A 22,254-nucleotide genomic window follows, 5' to 3' on the forward strand; every position below is an offset into this window, starting at 1 on the left:
CGTGGTCATCGCGTGCGGCGGCGCAGCAGGTGTACGGCGACGACGGCCCCGCTGACGATCACCTGGACGAGCAGCGGCGGGTACGGGTCGGCAGGCGGGGCGGCGAGCGCCCAGAGCAGCGGCAGGCAGCCGAGAACGGCGACGTCGAGGCCGGTCAGGCACCAGATGAACCAGCCGGTGGGGATGTGCGAGCCGGTCATCGGCATGACCACCGGGGTCGAGGCGTGGTCGACGTGCCCGCGCCGTGCCAGGCGCGCCGCGGCCACCGCCAGCACGGGCGCCGCCGCCGGGCCGAACAGCGCCCACGGCCCACCGGGCAGCACCCCCGCCCGCGCCAGCAGCGCCAGCGCGACCGCGTACCAGGCCGCGGCCAGCACGGACGGGAGCGCCAGGCGGGACGCGTCGGCGGCGGGCTGCCGTACCCCGAACAGGCGGGCCAGCGCCGGGCTGTCCGCGTCGTGCCGGACGCCGCCGGTGCCCGCGCTCGCCGCGGCCAGCGCCAGTAGGAACGAGGCGGCCACGGCCACCGGCGCCTGCGCGGGCCACACCGTGACCAGGACGGCGGGCAGCGCACTCGCGACGGCCAGGGCGAGCGGGCGCAGCGGGCGGCGGGCCAGCGTCCGCCAGTCGAGCCAGGCGAGCACGAGCGGCCCCGGCCAGGACGGCCAGCGCCGCGAGCGCAGTCGCCTGCCGCGCCAGTACGCCTGCTCGACCGCGCGGGTCAGAAAGGACGGCTCCAGCCCCACGGCGGTCTCGGTCGCCACCCCGACCCGCCCTGCGGCCTCCACCACCGGCCCGGCCGGGAAGCCCGCCAGCCGCCGCCAAACCAGCAGTGCCAGGACTGCCGCCACCGCCACGGCAAGTCCCGCGGCCAGCAGCAGCCCCGGCAGTGGCATCTCAGGCAGCGAGCCACCTCGCGGCACCGCATCAGTGACGACGGCGGCAGCTTCAGCGACACGTGACGTCGCGGCACGGGGAGCGATCTCGGTGGCCGGTGCGGGGGGCGTCGGCGAGATCGAAGTGGACAGGGTGCCGGCAGCGGCGAGGGCGGTGGGTGTTGGCAGCAGAGGCGCGGCGGCGGTGAGCACGGCCACGGCGGTCACGGCGAGGGCGACCCGGCGCAGGCGGCGGGCGGCCGGGGCCGAGGGCTGGGCCAGGGTGGCGAGGCAGATCGCGGTCAGTCCGGCCGCCGCGCCGATCAGGACGGTCGCGGCCAGCCGGAGCGGGCCGTGCTCGGGCAGGCCCAGCAGGCGGACCGCCACGGCGGCCGTGGGCGCACCGGCGACGACGCCGAGCGCGGCCGCGCGGCGGGCGGCGGGGGCGAGCACCGCACGCCGGTCCAGGGGCGACAGCAGCAGCCAGCGGGCGTCGGCGGGGGACAGCGCGATCGGACCGGCCAGCGAGGCGAGCGCGACGAGCCCGGCGAAGTACGCCACCAGCAGCGCGAGCCCGGCGCGGGCGGCTGCCGGATCGGCCGCCGCGACCGGCTCGGCCAGCCGGGTGAGCACCCCGTGGAACGGCCCGAGCAGCAGCAACACCAGCACGGCCGCGCCGAAGACGCGGAAGTAGCGGTCGTACCAGTCGGCGGGGGCGCGGCGGGCCCGGGTCGCGGCGCGGGCGGCCCGTACGGCTCCCGCTGCGGGGACGGCCATCAGGCGGCGGGCGCGGCTGCGCGAGCGGACGCGGGGCGGAGCGTGTCGCCGTCGCCGTCGCCGTCGCCGTCGCCGTCGCCGTCGCCGTCGCGGTCGGCGTCGAGCAGGCGGCCGTCGCGCATCGGCAGCACGCGCGCGCCGGTGCCCTCGGCCAGCGCCGCGTCATGGGTGGCCATGACGATGGTGCCGCCGTCGTCGGCGTACGCCCGCAGCAGCGCCGCGAGCCGGAGCCGGAACCCGGCGTCGAGCTTCTGTTCGGGCTCGTCGAGCAGGAGCAGGCGGCTGGGGCGGACCAGCACCGACGCCAGCGCGAGCCGCTGACGCTGACCCGCCGAGAGCGTCAGCGGGGTGGCGTCGGCCCGCCCGGCCAGCTCGAACTCGTCCAGCGCCCGTGCGACGGACAGGACCGGAGCGGTGCTGGTGCCGTGCGTGAGCGGGACGAGTTCCAGGTGCTCGCGGGCGGTCAGGCCGGGATACCAGGCGGGCTCCTCGGCGGCCAGCGCGACCTCGCGCCAGAAGGCCGGGGCGGCGCTCGGCGCGGCGCCCAGCACCCGCACCTCGCCCCCGCCGGGCCGGAGCAGCCCGCTCAGGCAGCGCAGCAGCGTGGACTTGCCGCACCCGTTCACCCCGACGACGGCGGCGATCTCACCCGCGCCGACGGTCAGGCTCACCTCCCGCAGCACGGCGGCGTCGCCGTACGCGACGGACACGCCCCTGGCCTCCACGATCGCCACCCGCCCACCCTAACCAGCCCCGCCACCACCCTCGCCCGCCCGCCGACCCGGCCATGATCGTCCGACTTGCCTGGCACATGGGCGAAAGGGCGCTCAACATACGCCCACCTGCCAGGCAAGTCGGACGATCGAGGGAGGGCGGGACGCGAAGAGGGGCGGCCGGCGGTTGCCGGTCGCCCCTCTTCGGGTGGTGCGGGTCAGAGGCCGAGCTCGGCCTCGAAGTTGCCGCTCTCCAGGCGCTCCTTGACGGTGCCCAGGAAGCGGGCCGCGTCGGAGCCGTCCACCAGGCGGTGGTCGTAGGAGAGGGCCAGGTACACCATGTAGCGCGGCACGATCAGCTCGCCCAGGCTCGGGTCGTCCACGACCACGGCCCGCTTGACGACGGCGCCGGTGCCGAGGATGGCGACCTGCGGCTGGTTGATGATCGGCGTGTCGAACAGGGCGCCCCGGCTGCCGGTGTTGGTCAGCGTGAAGGTGCCGCCCGACAGCTCGTCCGGCAGGATCTTGTTGGAGCGGGTGCGCTCGGCCACGTCGGCGATCCGGCGGGCCAGGCCCGCCAGGTTCAGGTCGCCCGCGTTGCGGATCACCGGGACGATGAGGCCCTTGTCGGTGTCCACGGCCATGCCCAGGTGCTCGGCGTCGTGGTAGGTGACCGTGCCGGCCTCCAGGTCCATCGACGCGTTCACGTTCGGGTGCACACGCAGCGCCTCGATCGCGGCCAGCGCGAAGAACGGCAGGAAGGACAGCTTCACGCCGTTCTTGGCGAGGAAGTCGGCCTTGGCCTGCGTACGCAGCTTGGCGATCTTGGTGACGTCCACCTCGACCACGGTGGTGAGCTGGGCCGAGATCTGCAGCGACTCCACCATGCGCTTGGCGATGGTGGTACGCAGCCGCGACAGCTTCTCGGTGCGTCCGCGCAGCGGGCTCGGGGCGGCCTTGGCGGCCGGAGCGGCCGGGGCGGCGGGGGCGGCGGCCGGAGCCTTCGCCTTGGCCGCGGCGTCCAGCACGTCCTGCTTGCGGATCCGCCCGCCGACACCGGTGCCGGTGACCTTGCCCAGCTCCACACCGTGCTCGGCGGCGAGCTTGCGCACCAGCGGGGTGACGTAGCCGTCGGCGCCGGTGACGTCAGCCGCGGGAGCCGCAGCCGACGGAGCGGCGGCCGGAGCCGGCTGAGCCGGGGCGGCTGCAGCCGGAGCCGGAGCGGCCGGAGCAGCAGCGGCCTGCGCCGGAGCGGGGGCCGGGGCGGCCGCAGCGGGCGCCGCCGGAGCCGCAGCGGCGGGAGCCGGAGCGGGCGCGGCCGGTGCCGGAGCGGCAGCCGGAGCCGCGGCGGCCGGAGCCGCACCGGCGGCACCGATCAGCGCGAGCTGCGCACCGACGGCGGCGGTCTCGTCCTCGGGCACCGTGATCTCCAGCAGGGTGCCGGCGACCGGGGACGGGATCTCCGTGTCGACCTTGTCCGTGGAGACCTCCAGCAGCGGCTCGTCGACCTCGATCGAGTCGCCGACCGCCTTCAGCCAGCGGGTGACCGTGCCCTCGGTGACGCTCTCGCCCAGCGCGGGCATCTTCACCGGGGTCGCGTCGCCCGCCGGAGCGGCCGGAGCCGCGGCGGGCTCGGCGGCCTGAGCCGGCTCCGGTGCCGCCTCCTGCGCCGGAGCGGCCTCGGCCGGAGCCTCGGCGGCGGGTGCCGCCTCGGCCGGCGCGGCGGCCGGGCTCTCGCCCTCGCCGGCGATGACGGCCAGCTCGGCGCCCACCTCAGCGGTCTCGTCCTCGCCGACGATGATCTTGCTGAGAATGCCGGCGGCCGGCGACGGGATCTCGGTGTCCACCTTGTCGGTGGAGACCTCGAGCAGCGGCTCGTCGACCTCGACCCGGTCGCCCTCCTGCTTGAGCCACCGGGTGACGGTGCCCTCGGTGACGCTCTCGCCGAGCCGCGGCATGGTTACCGATACCGGCATTGCTTCAGACTCCTCGGTGTAAGTGCTGATCCGCTGTGATTAGGACGAGGTGAGCTTATTAGCTCAGTTGTGGGCGTGCAGCGGCTTGCCCGCCAGCGCCAGGTGCGCCTCGCCGAGCGCCTCGTTCTGGGTCGGGTGCGCGTGGATGAGCTGCGCGACCTCGGCCGGGAAGGCCTCCCAGTTGACGATGAGCGACGCCTCGCCGACCTGCTCGCCCATCCGGGCGCCGATCATGTGGATGCCGACGACCGGGCCGTCCTTCTGGCGCACCAGCTTGATGAAGCCCTGGGTGCCCAGGATCTTGCTCTTGCCGTTGCCGCCCAGGTTGTAGTTGTACGTCTCGACGTTCTCCGCGCCGAACTTCTCCTTGGCCTGCGCCTCGGTGATGCCGACCGACGCGATCTCCGGGTCGGTGTAGGTGACGCGCGGGATGCCGGACTCGACGATCGGGGCCGGGTTCTGCCCGGCGATCGTCTCGGCGACGAAGATGCCCTGGAGGAAGCCGCGGTGCGCCAGCTGGAGGCCGGGCACGATGTCGCCGACGGCGTACACGTTGGGCAGGTTGGTGCGCAGGCGCTCGTCGGTGATGACGAAACCGCGCTCCATGGTGACGCCCTGCTGCTCGAAGCCGCAGTTGGCGGTGGCCGGGCCGCGGCCCACGGCGACCAGCAGCAGCTCGGCCTCCAGGGTCTCGCCGCCGGCGATGGTCACCTTGACGCCCGCCTCGGTCTTCTCGACCTTCTCGAACGGCTTGCCGACCTTGAAGCCGATGCCGCGCTTGCGGAAGGTGCGCTCCAGCTGCTTGGAGATGTCCGGGTCCTCGGCGGCGACCAGGCGGGGCAGGGCCTCGACGATGGTCACGTCGGCGCCGAGCGACTTCCACGCGCTGGCGAACTCGACGCCGATGACGCCGCCGCCCAGCACGATCGCGGAGGAGGGGACGCGGTCCAGCACGAGCGCGTGCTCGCTGGCGATGACCCGCTCGCCGTCCACGTCCAGACCGGGCAGGGACTTGGAGTACGACCCGGTGGCCAGCACGACGTTGCGGCCGGTGTAGCGCTGGCCGTTCGCCTCGACGGCGTTCGGGGCGACCAGGGTGCCGGTGCCCTCGACGTAGGTGACCTTGGCGGCCTTGATCAGGCCCTGCAGACCCTTGTACAGGCCGGCCACGACGCCGTCCTTGTACGAGTTGATGCCGGCCATGTCGATCTCGATCAGCTCGGCCTTGATGCCGATGTGCGCCGCCTCGCGGGTCTGGTCGGCGACCTCGCCGGCGTGCAGCAGCGCCTTGGTGGGAATGCAGCCCCGGTGCAGACAGGTGCCGCCCAGCTTGTCCTTCTCGATCAGCGCGACGGACAGACCCAGCTGTGCCGCGCGCAGCGCGGTGGCGTACCCGCCGCTACCGCCGCCGAGGATGACTACGTCAAAGGTGTCGCTCACGATCGCTCCAAGGTCGCGTCATTGCCACTGAGCCGGTGTGTGCTCAGCCCACACCCGGTCATCTTGTCACTGTCGGAGCGGGGGCGCGCACTGGAGGTGCTCAAGGACACGTCTGGCTACTCTTGCCCAGTACCATGCGCACCGAAGCGACGCCGTGTGAGAGGAGCAGGTGTGGGCTGGTTCCGCCGCCGGGGCGGGTCCTCGGCAGATGGCCCGGCCAATCCGGCCGACATCTCCCATCTTGAGCAGTTCGCGCAGTCCCGCCGGGGCGTCGAGGCGTTCATCGAGCCCCGGACGACGGTCACCGGAACCACCGTCATCCTGATCGCCCATGACGGCGAGTGGACCCGCCGGCGCATGCCCAGCCCCACGGTCGTCCGCCAGTTCGCCCGGCGGCTGTCGATGCCGGTCTACGACGTCCAGCTCACCGGGTATCCGCAGCGCATGCGCGACTACAACGCGCGCCAGAAACTGCGTCCCGCGGAGTGACGGTCTCGCTGTAAATGGGGAAGATCGCTGTTTCGTGTCGAGAAGTGCGGCAGAACCTCACTTCGTGACACGAAACAGCGATCTTGGAACCGAACCTCGAGACTCAGCCGTTCGCGGCCAGGTCGTCCAGGAGGGCGACCAGGGTGCGGACCGGGACGCCGGTGCCGCCCTTGCTCCAGTGGCCGGTGGCCTCGCCGGAGTGGAACGACGGGCCCGCGATGTCGATGTGCGCCCACTGGACGCCCTCGGCGACGAACTCGCGCAGGAACACGCCGCCCTGCAGCATGTGCCCGGCGCGCTCCATACCCGCGCTCACCTGCAGGATGTCGGCGACGTCGGACTCCATCGACTTGCGGATCTCGTCCGGCAGCGGCATCGGCCAGGTCGGCTCGCCGACCAGCTCGCCCGCGGCCTTGGTGCGCTGGGCCAGGGCGTCGGAGCCCATCACGCCCGCGATGCGCTTGCCGAGCGCGATGACCTGGCCGCCGGTCAGCGTCGAGGTCTCGATCAGGTAGTCCGGCTGCGCCTCGCAGGCCAGCGAGATCGCGTCGGCCAGGATCATCCGGCCCTCGGCGTCGGTGTTGAGCACCTCGACCCGCTTGCCGCTGCGCATGGTGACCACGTCGCCGGGCCGGTACGCGTCACCGGACAGCATGTTCTCCGCGATCGGGATGTACGCGGTGACCGCGACCGACGGCTTCAGCTCGGCGATGGCGACCATGACGCTGGCCACCGCGGCGGCGCCGGCCATGTCCGACTTCATCTCCCACATGCCCTGGGCGGGCTTGATGGAGACGCCGCCGGTGTCGAAGGTGATGCCCTTGCCGATCAGCGCCACGGTGGTGGTCGCCTGGGCCGGCGTGTAGGTGAGCTTGACCAGGCGCGGCTTGGCGGCCGAGCCCATGCCGACGGCGAGGATGCCGCCGAAGCCGCCCTCGGTCAGCGCCTTCTCGTCGAGCACCTCGACGTCCAGGCCGGCCTTGCCGGCGACCGCGGCGATCTCGTCCGCGAACGACGGCGGGCGCAGCAGGTTGGCGGGGGCGTTCACCCAGTCACGGGTCCGGGCGACCGCCGCGGTCACCACGGAGGCCCGCTTGACCTCGGCGTTCGCGGACGCCTCCTTGGCGTCGGGCACCAGCACCGACACGGCCGAGACGGGGTTCTTGCGGCCGACCGCCGGCTTGCCCTTGTAGCCGGCGAACCGGTACGCACCCAGCGCGGCGCCCTCCGCGACGGCGCGCAGGGTGAGGGCGCCGTTGTCGTCGGCGTCGTCGGACAGCGGCAGGGCGAGCGCGACCTGCTGCGCGCCGGCCAGCGCGCGCACCGCTGCGGCGGTGGCGCGGCGCAGCGTGTCGGGCGCGGGCGCGGCGCCCGACGGCTCGCCGCCCAGGCCGACGGCGACCAGCACCGGGGCGGTGATCGTGCCGAGCGTGGCGAGCTTGGTGACCTCACCCGCGCCGCCGGTCGCGCCGAGCAGCGCCAGGGTGGCGGTCAGCTTGCCGTCGAACGCGGCGGCGATGCTCTCGGCCCCGGACGCCAGCAGCAGCTCGCCGGCCGCGCCCTCGGCGCCTTCCTGACTGTGTACGCCGATGACCACTGCGTCCACGGTGAGGTCGGCGGGGTCGGTGTCGGCGAGGCTCAGTGATGGCAGAGCCGTGGTGGGCGTGGTCACAAAGTACTCCTGGTGGAAGTGGGTTGCTGCGCCGATGCTAACGAACACCAAACGCCAGGGTAAGTTGCGCTCATGACCGACGTGGGTTCAAAAGACTCAGCCGACCTGCTCAGATCCCCTCTGCACGAGCGTCATGCCGCGCTGGGCGCCAAGTTCGCCGCATTCGGCGGCTGGGACATGCCGTTGGAGTATGCCGGAGGCGGGGTGCTCAAGGAGCACGCCACGGTCCGCGAGGGGGTGGGCGTCTTCGACGTGAGCCACCTCGGCAAGGCCCGCATCACCGGGCCGGGCGCCGCCGAGTTCGTCAACGCCTGCCTCAGCAACGACCTGGGCCGGATCAAGCCGGGCAAGGCGCAGTACACGCTGTGCTGCGACGACGCGACGGGCGGGGTGGTGGACGACATCATCGCCTACCTGTACGGCGAGGACCACGTCTTCCTGATCCCGAACGCCGCCAACACCACCGAGGTCGTCCGCCGGCTGACCGCCGCGGCGCCGGAGGGCCTGACCGTCACCAACGAGCACCCGGACTTCGCCGTGCTGGCGGTGCAGGGGCCGCGCTCGGCCGAGCTGCTGGCCGAGCTGGGGCTGCCCACCGAGCACGAGTACATGAGCTTCGCCACAGCGGAGCTGGACGGGGTCACCCTGACCGTGTGCCGCACCGGTTACACCGGCGAGCACGGCTACGAGCTGGTCGTCCCGTCGGCCGACGCGACGCGGGTGTGGGACGCCCTGTTCGGCGCGAGCGTCGAGGCGCGCGCCTGCGGCCTGGCCGCCCGGGACACGCTGCGCACCGAGATGGGCTACCCGCTGCACGGGCAGGACCTCTCCCTGGACATCACCCCGGTGCAGGCCCGCGCCGGCTGGGCCGTGGGCTGGAGCAAGCCCGAGTTCTGGGGCCGCGAGGTGCTCGCGGCGGAGAAGGCGGCGGGCCCCCGCCGCACCCTGTGGGGCCTGGTCGCCAACGACCGCGGCATCCCGCGCCCGCACATGGCGGTCCTCTCCGGCGACACCACGGTCGGCGAGATCACCAGCGGCACCTTCTCCCCGACCCGCAAGGTCGGCATCGCCCTCGCCCTGCTCGACACCTCCGCCGCCCTCACCGAGGGCGACACCGTCGAGGTCGACGTCCGCGGCCGCCGCAGCTCCATGACCGTGACGAAGCCCCCCTTCGTCCAGCCCTCCGTGAAGTGACCTGAGGAAAGGAAGGGCACCTTCTTAACGCTTTGCGTAGAGGAAGGTGCCCTTCTTAACGCCCGGGTCTGCCGGGCGGGACGGATGACCGCCACCTCATGTCAAAAGGTGCAGTCCAGCACAAGGTTCTGACACGAAACACTGATCTTGCCCGCGGCCGCCAAGATCGCGTCGATCTTGCGCGAAGTGTTGCTCTTTTGCCCGGATAGTGCGTGTCGCACCCACAGTTCGCGCAAGATCGCCGCGGGAGGGGGCGCGCGAGGGGCGCGCCGGGAGACGCGGGGTAGAGGGGTGGGGCGGTAGCGTGCGGGCGTGGCGGTGAGTTATGAGCAGGTGCGGGAATGGGTGTTGGGGCTGCCGGGGACCGGGGAGGTCATGGTGGCGGAGTGGGGGCATCCGACGTTGCGGGTGGGGGGCAAGATGTTCGCCTCGGGGCAGCCGGGGAGCACCACGATGACTGTGAAGGCGAGCAAGGAGGAGCAGGCGTCGCTGCTGGCCGAGGCGCCGGACGTGTATGCCGTGGCGGCGTATGTCGGGCGGTTCGGGTGGGTGCAGGTGGATCTGGAGCGGGTCGACGCCGGGGAGCTGCGGGAGCTGGTGATCGAGGCGTGGCGGCGGACCGCGCCGAAGAAGCTGGTCAAGCAGTATGACGCGGCGGGTTAGCCGCCGAGCGGCTTGCCCTCGGTGCAGCGGCTGAGCCACATCGCGGCCTCGTCGCGGGAGAGCACCTCGTCGAGGGTGATGGACGCGGCCATCATGGGGAAGCGGCGCGAGTTGTCCCAGGTCCGCTCGTAGGGCGGGGCCTCCAGCTGGATGATGCGCAGGCCCTCGGGGGCGGGGATGTCGGCGGGCACGCCCTCGTTCCAGATCCAGCCGCCGTACGCGTCGACCAGGTTGAACCAGCCCTTGACCTGCCCGCCGAACGCCTCGTACGGCGCGTCCAGCGCGACGGCCGTCCACGCCGGATCGACGCGCAGCCCCTCCAGCATGCCGGCGGAGGCGGGGCCGGACAGCGCCGCGGCGAGCAGCACGTGCAGCTGGAAGTTGTCGCCCACGCCGCTGATGCTGACCCGCCAGCCCCGGCCGGTGCCCCGGTGCAGCACCAGCAGCTGCTCGGCGTCCAGCACCGACAGCAGCATCGACACCCAGCCGGTGTCCTCGCGGACCTGCTCCAGCGCGGTGAACGCGGCCCGTACGCCGGGGGTGCACCGGCAGGCCAGCCGCGCGGTGGGGGACTGCTGCAGCACCGTGGTGGCGCACCGCATCCAGGAGGCCAGCCCGAACCAGCTCTCGGTCAGCCGCACCGCGTGGTCCGGCGCGATCACCTCGTCCAGCCGCTCCAGCGCCGTCTCGAACTCGGCCTGCTCCGGCTCCGGCACGCCCTCGTCGGGGAACTCCCGGGTCCACACCTGCGCGAACTCGGCGGCCTGCCCGGCCACCTCGGCCAGCCGCATGCACAGCACCATGGCCAGCGGGTCCGGGTCCGCGCCGCGCTCGACCAGCGCGCCGCACAGCACCGCGAACTCGCCGCCGAAGCCGGGGCCAAGCTCGGCGAGCATGCCCGCGCAGGCGCTCAGCGCGGCGGTCAGCTCACCGGGCGAGGCGGTCTGCGCCGCCTCCCACAGCTGCGCCGTGGCCGACTCGAACGCCTCCAGGTCGCGTTCGCGGCGGGCGCGCATCAGCGTGTCGCAGGCGCGGGCGAGCGGCGTGGCGGACTCGAAGATCATTCGCGTCATGCTAGTGGCAAGCGGCTCAGAAGAGAACCAGTCCGACCGTGATCAGCGTCGTCGAGATCTCGGACAGAAAACCGAGCACGTCCCCGGTGACGCCGCCGAGTCGGCGTACCAGATGGGTGCGCAGCGCAGCCACGGCGGACAGTGCGATCAGGATGGTAAGCGGGCCCTGCCAGGGACGATGCGGCACCGCGGGGAGTGCCAGCGCGGCCACGAGCACCGCGCCGAGCACCACTGCGGCCGGGCCGACGGTGCCCGCGACGAGCGCGCCCATGCCGCCGGGCCGGGCCGCCGGGATGCCGCGGCGGCAGGCCGCGGTGATCGCCAGGCGGCCCCCGGCGACCGCGGCCGCGAGGCAGGCGAGCAGCGCGAGCGGTGGCCGGGTGGACAGCTGCGCCAGCGTCGCGGTCTGCAGCAGCAGCACCAGCACCAGCGCGACCACGCCGAACGGGCCCACCTCCGGCGACTTCATGATCTCCAGGGCGCGCTCGCGGGAGCGGTACGAGCCCAGCGCGTCGACCGTGTCGGCCAGCCCGTCCAGGTGCAGCCCGCGGCTGAGCAGCGCGGCCAGGCCGACCGTCAGCGCCGCGGCGACCAGCGCGGGCAGGCCCGCGGCGAGCAGCGTCAGCACGCCGCCGAGCAGCAGCCCGAGCAGCGCGCCGACCGCCGGGGCCAGCCGCATGGACCAGCCCGCGACGGGCCGGTCCAGCCGCTGCGGCCCGGCGACTGGCGCGACCGTGAACGTGGTCAGCGCCAGCCGCAGGCCGTCAGTCCACGGTGGACGTGTCATCGGTGCGGGACTCGGCCGGGTCGGTCTCGTACTCCGGCTCGTCCTCGACCTCCTGCAGGTGCGCGGGCGGCTCGTCCAGCACCGGCGGCAGCGCGGGCAGCGACGCGGCCAGGGTCAGCGCCGAGCGCAGCAGCGGCAGCGCCAGGAGCGCGCCCGCGCCCTCGCCCAGGCCGGTGTGCAGATCGGTCAGCTGGGTCGCGCCGAGCACGTCGGCGGCCAGCACCGTCGTCGGGTGGCGGCCAGCGTCGGCCACCGCGCACCACAGCCGCGACTGGCTGCCCAGGTCCCGCGCGATCAGGCCGGCCGCGACCCCCGCAGGCCCGTCCAGCAGCACGGGGGTACGCCGCGCGGTGGCGCCCAGGATCACGCCCGCGGCCACGGCCAGGTCCGCGCCGCCCAGCTCGCTGAGCATCTCGCGTGCCGAGAGGACCCGCCCGCGCACGCGGTGCATGGCGTCGCGCACGGCGGCGCAGCGCTCCATCCACGCGGTGTCGTCCACGGTGCCGTCGGCGCTCACGACGCGGGCCAGCAGGCCGGGCACCTCGGCACCGGTCACCGCTGAGACCACGGCGGCCGCGGCCGCCTCCGCACCGGCCCCGCAGGAGCCCAGGATCAGCAGGTCCACCCCGCTGTCGACGGCCTCGTCGGCCAGGCGCCAGCCGCGGCGCAGCGCGTCCTCGACCGCCTCGGCGGGCATCGCCTCGCCGTGCTCGATCGCCCCGGCCGGTGCGGTCTCCACGATCTGGAGGCTCACCCCCTGCTCCGCGGCGAGCAGCCCGATCGGTCCCTCGCCCTGGCGGGCGTCGGCGGCGGTACGGGCGGAACGGCCCGGCGACTGCCCGGCCGCGACCCCGCCCTCGTGGTCGCCGTGCAGCAGCAGCAGGCGCGGCCGCGCCCACGGTGCGGGCACCGCCCGGCCCTGCGCGGCGGCGGCGAACAGCACGATCTCGGCCAGCCGGCCCAGGCCCGAGCCGGGGATGTCGAGCAGGTCCAGGTGCTCGCGCGCCGCGTCCCGGGCGTCGCTGTCCGGGATGGGCAGGTTCATGCCGGGCTCGATCACCAGGCCGCTGTCGGGGACCTGCGCGGCCGCTTCGCGGACGTCGGCGGTGGCGGAGGGCCGGGGCGCGGCGGCGGGGGTGAACACCTCCGGGCTGGCGTACTCGGTGGCCGGGGCGGCCTGCGCGGGGTCGGCCGAGGCCGGCGTGGTCGAGGCCAGTGCGGCGGCCGCCGCGACCTCGGCCGCGGTGCCACCCGGCGCGGTCGCGCCCTGGGCCGCGCCGCTTCCGGGCGTGCCCGCGCCCTGAGCCGCGCCGCTTCCCGGCGTGCCTGCGGGCTGGGCCGCTGCGCCGTTCGCCGTGCTCGCGCCGAGGGCGGCCCGGTCCGGCACCGACGCGGTGCCGAAGTCGATCGCGGCGCCCGTCTCGGTGTCCGGGCGGCGCAGCCAGGCGGGCTGGCCCGCGACGACCAGCGCCACCGAGTCGCAGGCGGCGGCGACGGCCTGATTGGTCAGTCCGAGCAGGTCGGCGAAGCGCACCCCGGCCTCGGTCGGCGGCACCACGGACAGCCCCACCTCGGGGCTGACCAGCACCACCCGGGCCGGGCAGGAGGCGACGGCCGCGGCCAGCCGGCTCACGTGCACCTGCGCGTCCGCGCGGTCCAGCAGGCTCACCACCCAGCCGCCCAGGTCGTCGACGAGCAGCGTCTCCTCGGCGGTCGCCTGCTGCAGCGCGGACGGCAGCGCGTCGGGGTCGCCGTACGTCTCCAGGGTCACCCAGGTGTGCGGGCGGCGCGCGCGGTGCGCGGCGACCCGCTCGGCGAAGGCCGGGTCCCCACCGTCCGCGAGCGCGGTGGCGAGATAGCGCACCGATCGCGCGCCCAGCAGCAGAGATTCGGCGAACTCGCTCTTGCCGGAGCGGATTCCGCCGAGCACCAGCACCCGTGCCCCGATGTTCGTGGGCTGACCGTCATGCGACATGCCCGTACCTTATGACCTTCGCTCCCGGGGCGGGTCAGCGGATGCGTGCCTGCGCGGCGGCGCGGGCGGTGCCGGATAAGCTGATCGTCATGACGTGGAGCTGGCGGTACGAGGACGCGGAGGGCAAGCCCGTCGAGGGCCCGAACGAGACGTTCAGCAACCAGGCAGACGCGGAGTCGTGGCTGGGACAGACCTGGCGCGACCTGGTCGCCGCCGGTACGGCCGAGGTGGTGCTCGTCGAGGGCGACCGCGACGAGTACCGGATGAGCCTGCAGGGCGCGTGACCGTCCGCCGCGGGGCCGTCCATCCGGAACGGCCCCGCGGCGGCACGGTTCACGGGCGCTGCGCGGGGGACTCGGTCTTGGCCGGGTCGCGCTCGGTGACCGGCTCGACGATCTCGTCGATCGCCTTGAGCAGGTCCGCGTCGAGCTTCACGCCGGACGCCTTGACGTTGTCGCGCACCTGCTCGGGGCGCGAGGCGCCGATGATGGCCGACGACACGTTCGGGTTCTGCAGCACCCACGCGATGGCGAGCTGGCCCATGGTGAGCCCGGCCTGGTCGGCCAGCGGCCGCAGCTGCTGCACCCGGGTCAGCACGTCCTCGGCGAGCCAGCGCGCGATGAAACCGGCGCCCGACTTCTCGTCGGTGGCCCGCGAACCGGCCGGCGGCGGCTGGCCCGGCTGGTACTTGCCGGTCAGCACGCCCTGCGCCATCGGCGACCACACGATCTGGCCGATGCCCAGCTCCTCGGAGGTGGGGACCACCTCGGCCTCGATGACCCGCCACAGCATCGAGTACTGCGGCTGGTTCGACACCAGCGGGATCCGCAGCTCCTTGGCCAGCGCGTGCGCGGCGCGGATCTCCGGCGCCTTCCATTCCGAGACGCCGATGTAGTGCGCCTTACCGGCGTGCACGATGTCGGCGAACGCGCTCATCGTCTCCTCGAGCGGCGTCGCGTAGTCGTAGCGGTGCGCCTGGTAGAGGTCGACGTAGTCGGTCTGCAGGCGGCGCAGCGAGCCGTCGATCGACTCCATGATGTGCTTGCGGGACAGGCCCCGGTCGTTGCGTCCCGGGCCGGTCGGCCAGAACACCTTCGTGAAGATCTCCAGCCCCTGGCGGCGCTCGCCCTTCAGCGCGCGGCCGAGCACCTCCTCGGCGCGGGTGCCGGCGTACACGTCGGCGGTGTCGAACGTGGTGATCCCGCTGTCGAGGGCGGCCTGCACACACGCGGTGGCGGCGTCCTCCTCGACCTGCGAGCCGTGGGTGATCCAGTTTCCGTACGAGATCTCGCTGACGAGCATCCCGGAACGGCCCAAATGCCGAAAGTCCATGCCCACGACCCTATGCCCGGCCGGTGCGGCCGGGTGTACGAGGGTTGAATCTTCTACAAAACCGGTTTCGTGTCGGCGAGCAGGCGGTCCAGCTCCTCCATCACGACCTGGCGGCTGGGCAGCTCGGGGTCGATGAACGGGCGGCCCTTGCGGTCCAGCGCGCCCCAGCGGCCGGTGGGCCCGGCGATGAGGAACGCCACCGGGTGGATGACCAGCGCCGGGTGCACCGGCGGGACGACCACGGCGCCGGTGCGGTCCACCACGCCCTTGCGCCCGCCCGCGTCCACGATGGCCAGGCCCTCGTCGGAGAAGCCGTCCACGTAGCGGCCGTCGGTGAGCGCCGTGGCGAACCCGGTGAACTGGAACGGCACCACGGGCCGGCCCTGCTTGTCGACCGCGCCCCAGCCACCCCGGCGCACCGCGGCCAGACCGCGGCGGAACGGGCGGACGTCGTCGAAGCCGGTGGAGATGATCACGCGGCCCTGCTTGTCGATGGCGACCCAGCCACCCGCGCCGTCGCGCGACACCCAGGCCAGCCCGTCGGAGAACGAGCCGACGCCGAGCCAGCCGGCCCGGCCGTCGATGAGCCGGTTGCCCGCCTCGTCGATCAGCTCCCAGGTCTCCATCTCGGGGCGGCGCACCCACGCGGCGCCGTCGCGGAACGGCTGCACGTCGGCGAAGGCCGGGGCGATGACGGTGCGGCCGTCCGCGCCCGCGAAGCCCCAGCACTGCACCCGCTCGTCGAAGCGCGGCACCGGCGGCTTGCTGACCTGGAGGATCTCGTCCGAACTGCGCGGGTACGGCCCCATGCCGTTCTCGGCGATCTTCATCGAGACGGCGTCGAGCGCCATCTCGGTGCGCGCGATCAGCTCCGGGTCCTCGACCTTGCGCAGCTCCAGGGCCTTCTCGAAGTGGTTGAACGCCTCCATGTAGCGGCCCTGGTCCAGGCAGGACCGCCCGGCGTGCTCGTGCATGGTGGCGCGCAGCCGGTCGGGCAGCTCCGTCGAGTTGGCCTCGGCGAACAGCTTGTCGGCCTCGGCGAAGTCGCCGCGCCACTGCAGCACGTGGGCCAGGCGCGCCTTGGCCAGCGCGATCCGGCGCAGCTCACCGGTCGCCTCGGCGTGCACCAGCGCCATCTTGCCGTCGGACAGCGCCTTGGACAGGTCGCCGAGGATGCGGGAGACGACGGCGCGCAGGCTGAGCAGCCGGGCCCGGGTCGGGTTGTCGGTGGCCGGGGTGAGCTTCTCGGTGAGCCGGTCACGGATCTCGCGCAGCTCGTCCGGGTTGTCCACCAGCTCACGCAGGGTCTCGTGGTGGAAGCGCCACTGGTACGACGCGAGCACCTGCTCCGGGTCGGGACCGGCCTCGGGGGTGGGCTCCGGCTCGGGCGCGGCGGCGGCAGCGGCCTCGCCCGCGGTGACCGGGGTGGCGGCCGCGGGCGCGGGGGCTTCGGCACCGGGTGCGGCGCCCGGCCGGACCAGCGGGTGCATCATCGTCGGCGCGGCGAGCGCGGTAGCGGCGCCGGCCGCGACCGCGGTGACCGGCAGCACGGTGTCCGGGCTGGCCACGACCGGGGTGCTCGGCGCGGCGGGGGAGACCGGGTTGACCGAGACGGGCGTCGCGGAGACGGGCTCGGCCGACTCGGGTGCCGTGGCGGCCGGCTCGGCGGACACGGGCGCGGCGGCCTCGGCGCCGGTCGGGGCCTGGTCGGTCACCGCGGGCATGGTGCCGGTGTCGGCGGTGGAGTGGCGTCCACGCCGGCCGGGGGCCGGGCTGCCGTCGCCGGTCGCGGGTGCGGCCGAGGTGCCTGCGGCTGCGGTCTGTGCCGGGGCCGGCGGCTGCGCGGGGGAGGTCGGGGCGTCCTGGTGGATCGGCGGCGCGGCGGGCGCGGCCGCGGCGGCCTGCACCGGCTGCGGCACGGCCTGCTGGCCGGGCGCCTGCGGCGCCGGCTGGCCGGGTCCGTGCTGCCCCGGACCGTGCTGCCCCGGGACCTGGCCGTACGGCGGCTGGCCGGGCATGCCGGGGTGGCCCTGCTGGGGCCCGCCGGGCTGGCCCTGCGGCTGGCCGTAGACCTGGCCCTGCTGCGGGCGCTGACCCTGCGGCGGGCCGTACGGCGGCTGGCCCTGCTGAGGCATGCCGGGCTGCCCCTGCGGCGGGCCGTAGGGCGGCTGGCCCTGCGGGCCGGGCTGGTTGGGGCGGCCGTAGACCTGGCCCTGCTGCGGGCGCTGACCCTGCTGCGGGCCGGGGCCCTGCTGCGGGTGGCGACCCTGCTGCGGCGGGCCGTACGGGCCGGGGCCCTGCTGCGGGTGCGGCTGGTTGGGGCCGCCGTAGACCTGGCCCTGCTGCGGGCCGGGGCCCTGCGGGCGGTACTGCGGGCCGGGCTGGGGCGGCATGGGGCCGGGGCGGCCGCCACGCTGCGCGCCGGGCGCGTTCGGGTCCCAGTTGCCCTGCTGGGGCGGGCGCTGCCCGTTGGCGGGCGGGAACGGGCCGGGCGGCGGGCCCTGGCCGGCGTGCGGCTGGCCGTACTGCTGCGGGCCGTTGGGGTGCGGCTGGTTCGGGCCGGGCTGGCCCGGCTGCTGGCCCTGCGGCGCCTGCTGCTGGTTGCCCTGCTGAGCCGGATTGTCCGGGTTGTCTGACGGCGGGCGCTGTCCGGGCACCCGAGACCACGGCGACGTCGGCGTACCGGCCCAGGCCGGCGTGCCGCGGTGCCGCTCGTCGGTGCGCTCGTCGCTCACGCCCCACCTCGCCTGATCCGGGTCCATCGATGACACAAAACGCATCGCGAACCGAGACGTCACGAAGGTATCGTCACCCGGCCCGAAAAAAGATGCGGTTGCGAGTGGAGGGTACGGGGTGGGCTTCATCACCGCCACTGCGGATAGGCTCCCAATCCGAAACTTCACCGAGTCGGCGGGCCTCATCCGGACGTTGGGCGCATCGGGTTTCCGGAGATTCTCGACATATCGCCAGGCCACGGTGGCCGCCACGGCCACCAACACCATGTTCGGCTTCCTGCGCACCTACGTCATGCTGGCCGTGGCCGGCTCGGCCGCCGCGCTCGGCGGGCAGGCGGCCGGCTACGACGCGCCCCGGCTGGTCACCTACGTGTGGGCGGGGCAGGGCCTGATCGGCGTGGTGCTGCTCTGGGGCTGGACCGACCTGGCCGACCGCATCCGCTCCGGCGACGTGGTCACCGACCTGCTCCGCCCGGTCCACCCGGTCCTCGGCTACCTGCTGCCCGACCTCGGGCGCGCGGCGTACGCGCTGCTCACCCGGTTCACCGTGCCGATCGCGGTGGGCGCGCTCGCGTTCGACATGTACGTGCCGCGCCGCGCCGCCACCTACCCGCTGTTCGCGCTGTCGGTGCTGCTGGCCCTGCTGGTGTGCTTCGCCGGGCGGTTTCTGGCCAACGCCGCCGCGTACTGGCTGCTGGACAGCCGTGGCGTGCTGATGACCTGGGCCGTCTGCTCGGGCGTGCTCGGCGGGCTCTACTTCCCGATCCGCTTCCTGCCCGACTGGGCCGCCGCGGTGCTCTACTTCGGCACCCCCTTTCCCTCGCTGCTCCAGGTGCCGCTGGACGTGCTGGTGGAGCGCGACCCGCCGCTGAGCCAGCTGGGCCTGCTCGGGCTCCAGGCGGGCTGGGCGGTGCTGCTGCTGTGGGGCTGCGTCGCGGTGCAGCGGCGCGCCGAGCGGCGGCTGGTGGTGCAGGGTGGCTGAGCCCTCGGCCGCCACGGCCGCGGCCCCCGCCGGCGCGGACCGCACCGTCCCGGTCACCACCGCCGACGTGGCGGACGCTCCGGCCTCGACCGCCGCGATCTACCGGGCGCTGCTGCGCGCTCAGGTCCGTGCCCAGGCGTCGTACCGGGCGAGCTTCGCGCTCGACCTGGCCTCCAACGTGATCTTCCTGGGCGCCGATCTGCTCACCGTGCTGGTGCTGTTCCACCAGGTGCCCGCCCTGGCCGGATTCACGCTGGCCGAGTCGCTGCTCGTGTTCGGCCTGGCCGCGCTCGGATTCGCGCTGGCCGACCTCGCCGTCGGCAACATAGAGCGGATGAAGCAGCACGTGCGGACCGGCCTGCTCGACGCGGTGCTGATCCGGCCCCTCGGCGTGCTGTCCCAGCTACTGGTGCTGGACCTCGGGGTGCGGCGGGTCGGCCGGGTGATCACGAGCACCGCGGTGCTGGCCGTCGCCGCGTACCAGGCCGGGGTCCGGCCCACCCCCGCCAACCTGCTGCTGCTGGTCGTCACGCCGCTGGCGGGCGCCGTGTTCTTCGGCTCGGTCTTCGTGGCCACCGCCACCGTCGCGTTCTGGTGGGTGGAGTCCGGCGAGCTGTCCGCCGCGCTGACCTACGGCGGGCGCGACTTCACCTCGTACCCGATGACCGTCTACGGCGGCTGGTTCCGCCACCTGATGGCGTTCGGGCTCGGCTTCGGCCTGGTCGCGTACTACCCGGCGCTCATCCTGCTCGGCCGGCCCGACCCGATCGGCGCCCCGGCCTGGCTCGGCTGGTGCGGCCCGCTGCTCGCGCTCGCCGCCGCCGCGCTCGCCGCCCTCGTCTGGCGCACCGGCGTACGCCACTACCGCAGCACCGGCTCGTGAGGGGGAGCGCGTGAACGTCATCGAAACCCGGGAGCTGCGCAAGGAGTTCAGCGTGCGGGTGCGCCGCGGGCTGCTGCGCCGGGAACGGCGCACCGTCGCCGCGGTCGACGGGGTGGACCTGACGGTGCAGCGCGGTGAGCTGCTGGGCTACCTCGGGCCGAACGGCGCGGGCAAGTCCACCACGCTGAAGATGCTGACCGGCGTGCTGCACCCGTCCGGCGGCCGGGTGACGGTGTGCGGGCTCACCCCGGTGCCGCAGCGGATCCAGCTCGCCCGCCGCATCGGCGTGGTGTTCGGGCAGCGCTCGCAGCTGTGGTGGGACCTGCCCCTGCGCGACTCGTTCGAGCTGCTGCGGCACATCTACCGGGTGCCCGGCGGTGAGCACGCGGCCCGCCTGCGGCGCTGCCGCGACCTGCTCGACCTGGACGAATTCCTGGACACCCCGGTCCGCCAGCTGTCCCTCGGCCAGCGCATGCGCGGCGAGCTGACCGCGGCGCTGCTGCACGGCCCGCAGATCCTGTTCCTCGACGAGCCGACCATCGGCCTGGACGTGGTCAGCAAGCAGGCCGTACGCGGCTTCCTGGCCGAGCTGGGCGAACGCGGCGACACCACCATCGTGCTGACCACGCACGACCTGGCCGACATCGAGCGGCTGTGCCGGCGCATCGTGGTCATCGACCACGGCCGGGTGGTGCACGACGGCGGCATCGACGCGCTGCACGCCCGCTACGGCTCGCAGCGGCGGGTCGTCGTGGACTTCGACGTCGCGCCCGCGGCCCCGCCGGTGCTGCCCGGCGTACACCTGGAGTCCGCGACCGGCCCCCGCCTGGTCTTCACCCTCGACGGCAGCGCCTCGGTCGGCACCCTCGTCTCGGCCCTGACCGCCCTCGGCGGCCTGCGCGACCTCTCGGTAGCCGAACCGGAGATCGAAGAGGTCATCGCCCGCCTCTACCGCCACTGACCCACCCCGCACCCGCGCCGCCCCCCGCCCTCGCGCGCCCCGCCCTGCCGCGCCGCGTCCCGCCGCGCGTTAGGAAGGGCACCTTCTTATCGCTATCCGTAGAGGAAGGGCACCTTCTTAACTCGTGGGTGGGCTGGGTTGGAAGGTTGATCGCTGGTTCGTGTCCAAAGGTGTGGTCCAGCGCAAGGTTCTGACACGAAACAGTGATCTTCACTGTGGCGCGGCGCCGACGAGCCGGAGTCGGGTGTGCGCTCGCCGACACCCGCTTCCGGCAGCGATCTTGGGCGGTTACACTTTCAGCTGCACAGGGCCGCAAGGGGCGCGCTGGTTGGGTGGGACGGCGCGCGTTCACCGTGCCGTACCCGGAGCAGACCCATGGCCGCCCGTGCCTCCTACCGTGACCTCGTCCGCCTCACCGGACCCTCGTTCCTCGTCCTCGCCTTCCTCGCGCGGCTGCCCGCCGCCATGGGCCCGCTCGGCGTGATCACCCTCGTCGTCGCCGCCACCGGCTCGTACGGCACCGGCGGCCTGGCCGCCGCCGCGTTCGGCGTGGGCGCCGCGCTCGGCGGCCCCGTCGTCGGCACCCTCGCCGACCGGTACGGCCAGCGCACCGTCGGTATCGCCACCGCCCTCGTAGACGCCGTCGCCTACGCCGCGCTGGTCGGCGCCGTGCTCGGCGGTGTGCGGGCTGCCGTGCTGCCGCTCGCCGCGCTCGCCGGGTTCGCCATGCCGCAGGTCGGGCCGCTGGTCCGGGTGCGCTGGGCGGTGCTGCTCGGCGACCGCGGCCAGCAGCGCCGCCTGCCTACCGCGATGGCGTACGAGGGCGCCGCCGACGAAGCCTCCTTCCTGGCCGGTCCGGCGCTGGTCGGCGTACTCGCGACGTCCGGCTGGGCAGGGGCGCCGCTGCTGCTCGCCGCGGTGCTGACCGTGCTCGCCGCGGTGCCGTTCGCCCTGCACCGCACCGCCCCACCGGTGCTGCGCGCACCCCGCGCCACGGCCACCCGGCAAGCGCGGGAGTCCGGCCCCGACATCGCCCGGTCCGGGCGCTTCCCGGTGGGACGGGTCGCGGTGCTGGTCGCGGCAATGTCGGTGATCGGCGTCGTGTTCGGCGCGACGCAGACCGGGGTGACCGCGTTCGCCGACACCATCGGCGCGGCGGGCTCCGCGGGCCTCATCTACGCCGTGCTCGGCGTGGGCAGCGCGCTCGCCGGCCTGGCGGTGGCCTGGCTGCCGGAGTCACTCGGCCCGGTCAGCCGGTACGTCTGGTCGGCCGCCGCGCTGGTCCTGGGCACCGCCGCGCTGCTGTACGCCCACTCCACCGCAACCGCACTGGGCGCCGTGATCGTGCTCGGCGTCACCGCCGCGCCGTACCTGATCTCCGGGTACGCGCTGGCGGGGCGGCTGTCCCCGCCCCGCCACGCGGGCATGGTGATGACCCTGCTGGCCAGCGGCGTCGTCGGGGGCGTCTCGCTGGGCGCGGCGGTCGCGGGCCGCCTGGCCGACACATACGGCTACCGCGGCGCCTTCGGGGTCCCGCTCGCGGCGGCCCTGGCCGGTCTCGCGCTCGCCCTCCTGGTCGCGCCGCGCCTGCGCCGCACCGTGCGGGCCACCGCCGAGCCGGACACCGCCACCACCACCGACCGCCACCCCATCCTCACCACGGCCTGACGGGGCACCCTTCCTCCGACCGCCGGCCTGTCCCTCGACCCGCCCGGCCCGTCTTCGAT

18 protein-coding genes are annotated in these 22,254 nt (G+C 74.4%); 8 read left to right on the forward strand and 10 right to left on the reverse strand.

Annotated elements, in window-relative coordinates; genetic code table 11:
* Positions 1-5: 5 nt before the first annotated feature.
* The 4 genes from Cba03nite_RS01295 to lpdA form a co-directional block, all read right to left on the reverse strand.
* Positions 6-1,652: a DUF6297 family protein gene (locus tag Cba03nite_RS01295; protein WP_203740696.1), complete on the reverse strand. Its 1,647-nt coding sequence runs from the start codon at positions 1,650-1,652 to the stop codon at positions 6-8.
* Positions 1,652-2,386, reverse strand: coding sequence for an ABC transporter ATP-binding protein (locus Cba03nite_RS01300; protein ID WP_203740698.1), 735 nt, complete (start codon positions 2,384-2,386; stop codon positions 1,652-1,654). Before Cba03nite_RS01300 ends, Cba03nite_RS01295 begins: the two co-directional genes overlap by 1 nt.
* A gap of 197 nt (positions 2,387-2,583) precedes the next feature.
* On the reverse strand, positions 2,584-4,341 hold the full coding sequence (sucB, locus tag Cba03nite_RS01305) for a 2-oxoglutarate dehydrogenase, E2 component, dihydrolipoamide succinyltransferase (protein ID WP_203740700.1): 1,758 nt from the start codon (positions 4,339-4,341) through the stop codon (positions 2,584-2,586).
* A gap of 63 nt (positions 4,342-4,404) precedes the next feature.
* Positions 4,405-5,781 (reverse strand): dihydrolipoyl dehydrogenase, encoded by a 1,377-nt coding sequence (gene lpdA / locus Cba03nite_RS01310; protein ID WP_203740702.1) that lies wholly within the window; start codon positions 5,779-5,781, stop codon positions 4,405-4,407.
* A 171-nt stretch (positions 5,782-5,952) separates the two neighbouring features.
* On the opposite strand from lpdA, the gene Cba03nite_RS01315 reads away from it, so the two are divergent.
* Positions 5,953-6,270, forward strand: coding sequence for a hypothetical protein (locus tag Cba03nite_RS01315; RefSeq protein WP_203740704.1), 318 nt, complete (start codon positions 5,953-5,955; stop codon positions 6,268-6,270).
* 103 nt (positions 6,271-6,373) lie between these two features.
* Here the strand turns inward: Cba03nite_RS01315 and Cba03nite_RS01320 are convergent, their stop codons facing one another.
* The gene (locus Cba03nite_RS01320) at positions 6,374-7,942 is read right to left on the reverse strand and encodes a leucyl aminopeptidase (RefSeq protein ID WP_203740706.1); all 1,569 of its coding nucleotides are present in this window, start codon (positions 7,940-7,942) and stop codon (positions 6,374-6,376) included.
* A gap of 72 nt (positions 7,943-8,014) precedes the next feature.
* Between Cba03nite_RS01320 and gcvT the strand changes: the two genes are divergently transcribed.
* Both gcvT and Cba03nite_RS01330 read left to right on the forward strand, forming a co-directional pair.
* Positions 8,015-9,136, forward strand: coding sequence for a glycine cleavage system aminomethyltransferase GcvT (gene gcvT / locus Cba03nite_RS01325; protein ID WP_203740708.1), 1,122 nt, complete (start codon positions 8,015-8,017; stop codon positions 9,134-9,136).
* Between the two features lie 312 nt (positions 9,137-9,448).
* Positions 9,449-9,799 carry an MmcQ/YjbR family DNA-binding protein gene (locus Cba03nite_RS01330; protein ID WP_203740710.1) on the forward strand — a complete coding sequence of 117 codons (351 nt, stop codon included), beginning with the start codon at positions 9,449-9,451 and terminating at the stop codon, positions 9,797-9,799.
* Here Cba03nite_RS01330 and Cba03nite_RS01335 read toward each other — a convergent pair.
* Genes Cba03nite_RS01335 through Cba03nite_RS01345 form a run of 3 tightly spaced genes read right to left on the reverse strand, consistent with a single transcriptional unit; the run spans position 9,796 to position 13,634 of the window.
* On the reverse strand, positions 9,796-10,863 hold the full coding sequence (locus Cba03nite_RS01335) for a hypothetical protein (protein WP_203740712.1): 1,068 nt from the start codon (positions 10,861-10,863) through the stop codon (positions 9,796-9,798). The two genes, Cba03nite_RS01330 and Cba03nite_RS01335, sit on opposite strands and share 4 nt — an antisense overlap.
* A gap of 25 nt (positions 10,864-10,888) precedes the next feature.
* Positions 10,889-11,659, reverse strand: coding sequence for an adenosylcobinamide-GDP ribazoletransferase (cobS, locus tag Cba03nite_RS01340; protein WP_203740714.1), 771 nt, complete (start codon positions 11,657-11,659; stop codon positions 10,889-10,891).
* Complete coding sequence (locus Cba03nite_RS01345; RefSeq protein ID WP_203740716.1) at positions 11,637-13,634, reverse strand: bifunctional adenosylcobinamide kinase/adenosylcobinamide-phosphate guanylyltransferase; 1,998 nt, start codon at positions 13,632-13,634, stop codon at positions 11,637-11,639. The genes cobS and Cba03nite_RS01345 overlap by 23 nt, the downstream gene beginning before the upstream one ends.
* Before the next feature lie 89 nt (positions 13,635-13,723).
* Here Cba03nite_RS01345 and Cba03nite_RS01350 point away from each other — a divergent pair, with 89 nt between their 5' ends.
* Positions 13,724-13,918: a hypothetical protein gene (locus tag Cba03nite_RS01350; protein WP_203740718.1), complete on the forward strand. Its 195-nt coding sequence runs from the start codon at positions 13,724-13,726 to the stop codon at positions 13,916-13,918.
* Positions 13,919-13,967: 49 nt separating this feature from the next.
* Here the strand turns inward: Cba03nite_RS01350 and Cba03nite_RS01355 are convergent, their stop codons facing one another.
* Both Cba03nite_RS01355 and Cba03nite_RS40190 read right to left on the reverse strand, forming a co-directional pair.
* A complete protein-coding gene (locus Cba03nite_RS01355; RefSeq protein ID WP_203740720.1) occupies positions 13,968-14,966 on the reverse strand; it encodes an aldo/keto reductase family protein in 999 nt (332 codons plus the stop codon).
* Between the two features lie 53 nt (positions 14,967-15,019).
* Positions 15,020-17,701 carry a WG repeat-containing protein gene (locus tag Cba03nite_RS40190; RefSeq protein ID WP_275411523.1) on the reverse strand — a complete coding sequence of 894 codons (2,682 nt, stop codon included), beginning with the start codon at positions 17,699-17,701 and terminating at the stop codon, positions 15,020-15,022.
* Positions 17,702-17,942: 241 nt separating this feature from the next.
* Between Cba03nite_RS40190 and Cba03nite_RS01365 the strand changes: the two genes are divergently transcribed.
* The 4 genes from Cba03nite_RS01365 (at position 17,943) to Cba03nite_RS01380 (ending at position 22,195) form a co-directional block, all read left to right on the forward strand.
* Positions 17,943-18,683 (forward strand): ABC transporter permease, encoded by a 741-nt coding sequence (locus Cba03nite_RS01365; RefSeq protein ID WP_239125371.1) that lies wholly within the window; start codon positions 17,943-17,945, stop codon positions 18,681-18,683.
* Between the two features lie 97 nt (positions 18,684-18,780).
* Positions 18,781-19,566 carry an ABC transporter permease gene (locus Cba03nite_RS01370; RefSeq protein WP_203740765.1) on the forward strand — a complete coding sequence of 262 codons (786 nt, stop codon included), beginning with the start codon at positions 18,781-18,783 and terminating at the stop codon, positions 19,564-19,566.
* 10 nt (positions 19,567-19,576) lie between these two features.
* Positions 19,577-20,527: an ABC transporter ATP-binding protein gene (locus Cba03nite_RS01375; protein WP_203740729.1), complete on the forward strand. Its 951-nt coding sequence runs from the start codon at positions 19,577-19,579 to the stop codon at positions 20,525-20,527.
* A gap of 375 nt (positions 20,528-20,902) precedes the next feature.
* Positions 20,903-22,195: an MFS transporter gene (locus tag Cba03nite_RS01380; protein WP_203740731.1), complete on the forward strand. Its 1,293-nt coding sequence runs from the start codon at positions 20,903-20,905 to the stop codon at positions 22,193-22,195.
* The last annotated feature ends 59 nt before the right edge of the window (positions 22,196-22,254 follow it).

Source organism: Catellatospora bangladeshensis, from assembly GCF_016862575.1.
GTDB lineage: Bacteria > Actinomycetota > Actinomycetes > Mycobacteriales > Micromonosporaceae > Catellatospora > Catellatospora bangladeshensis.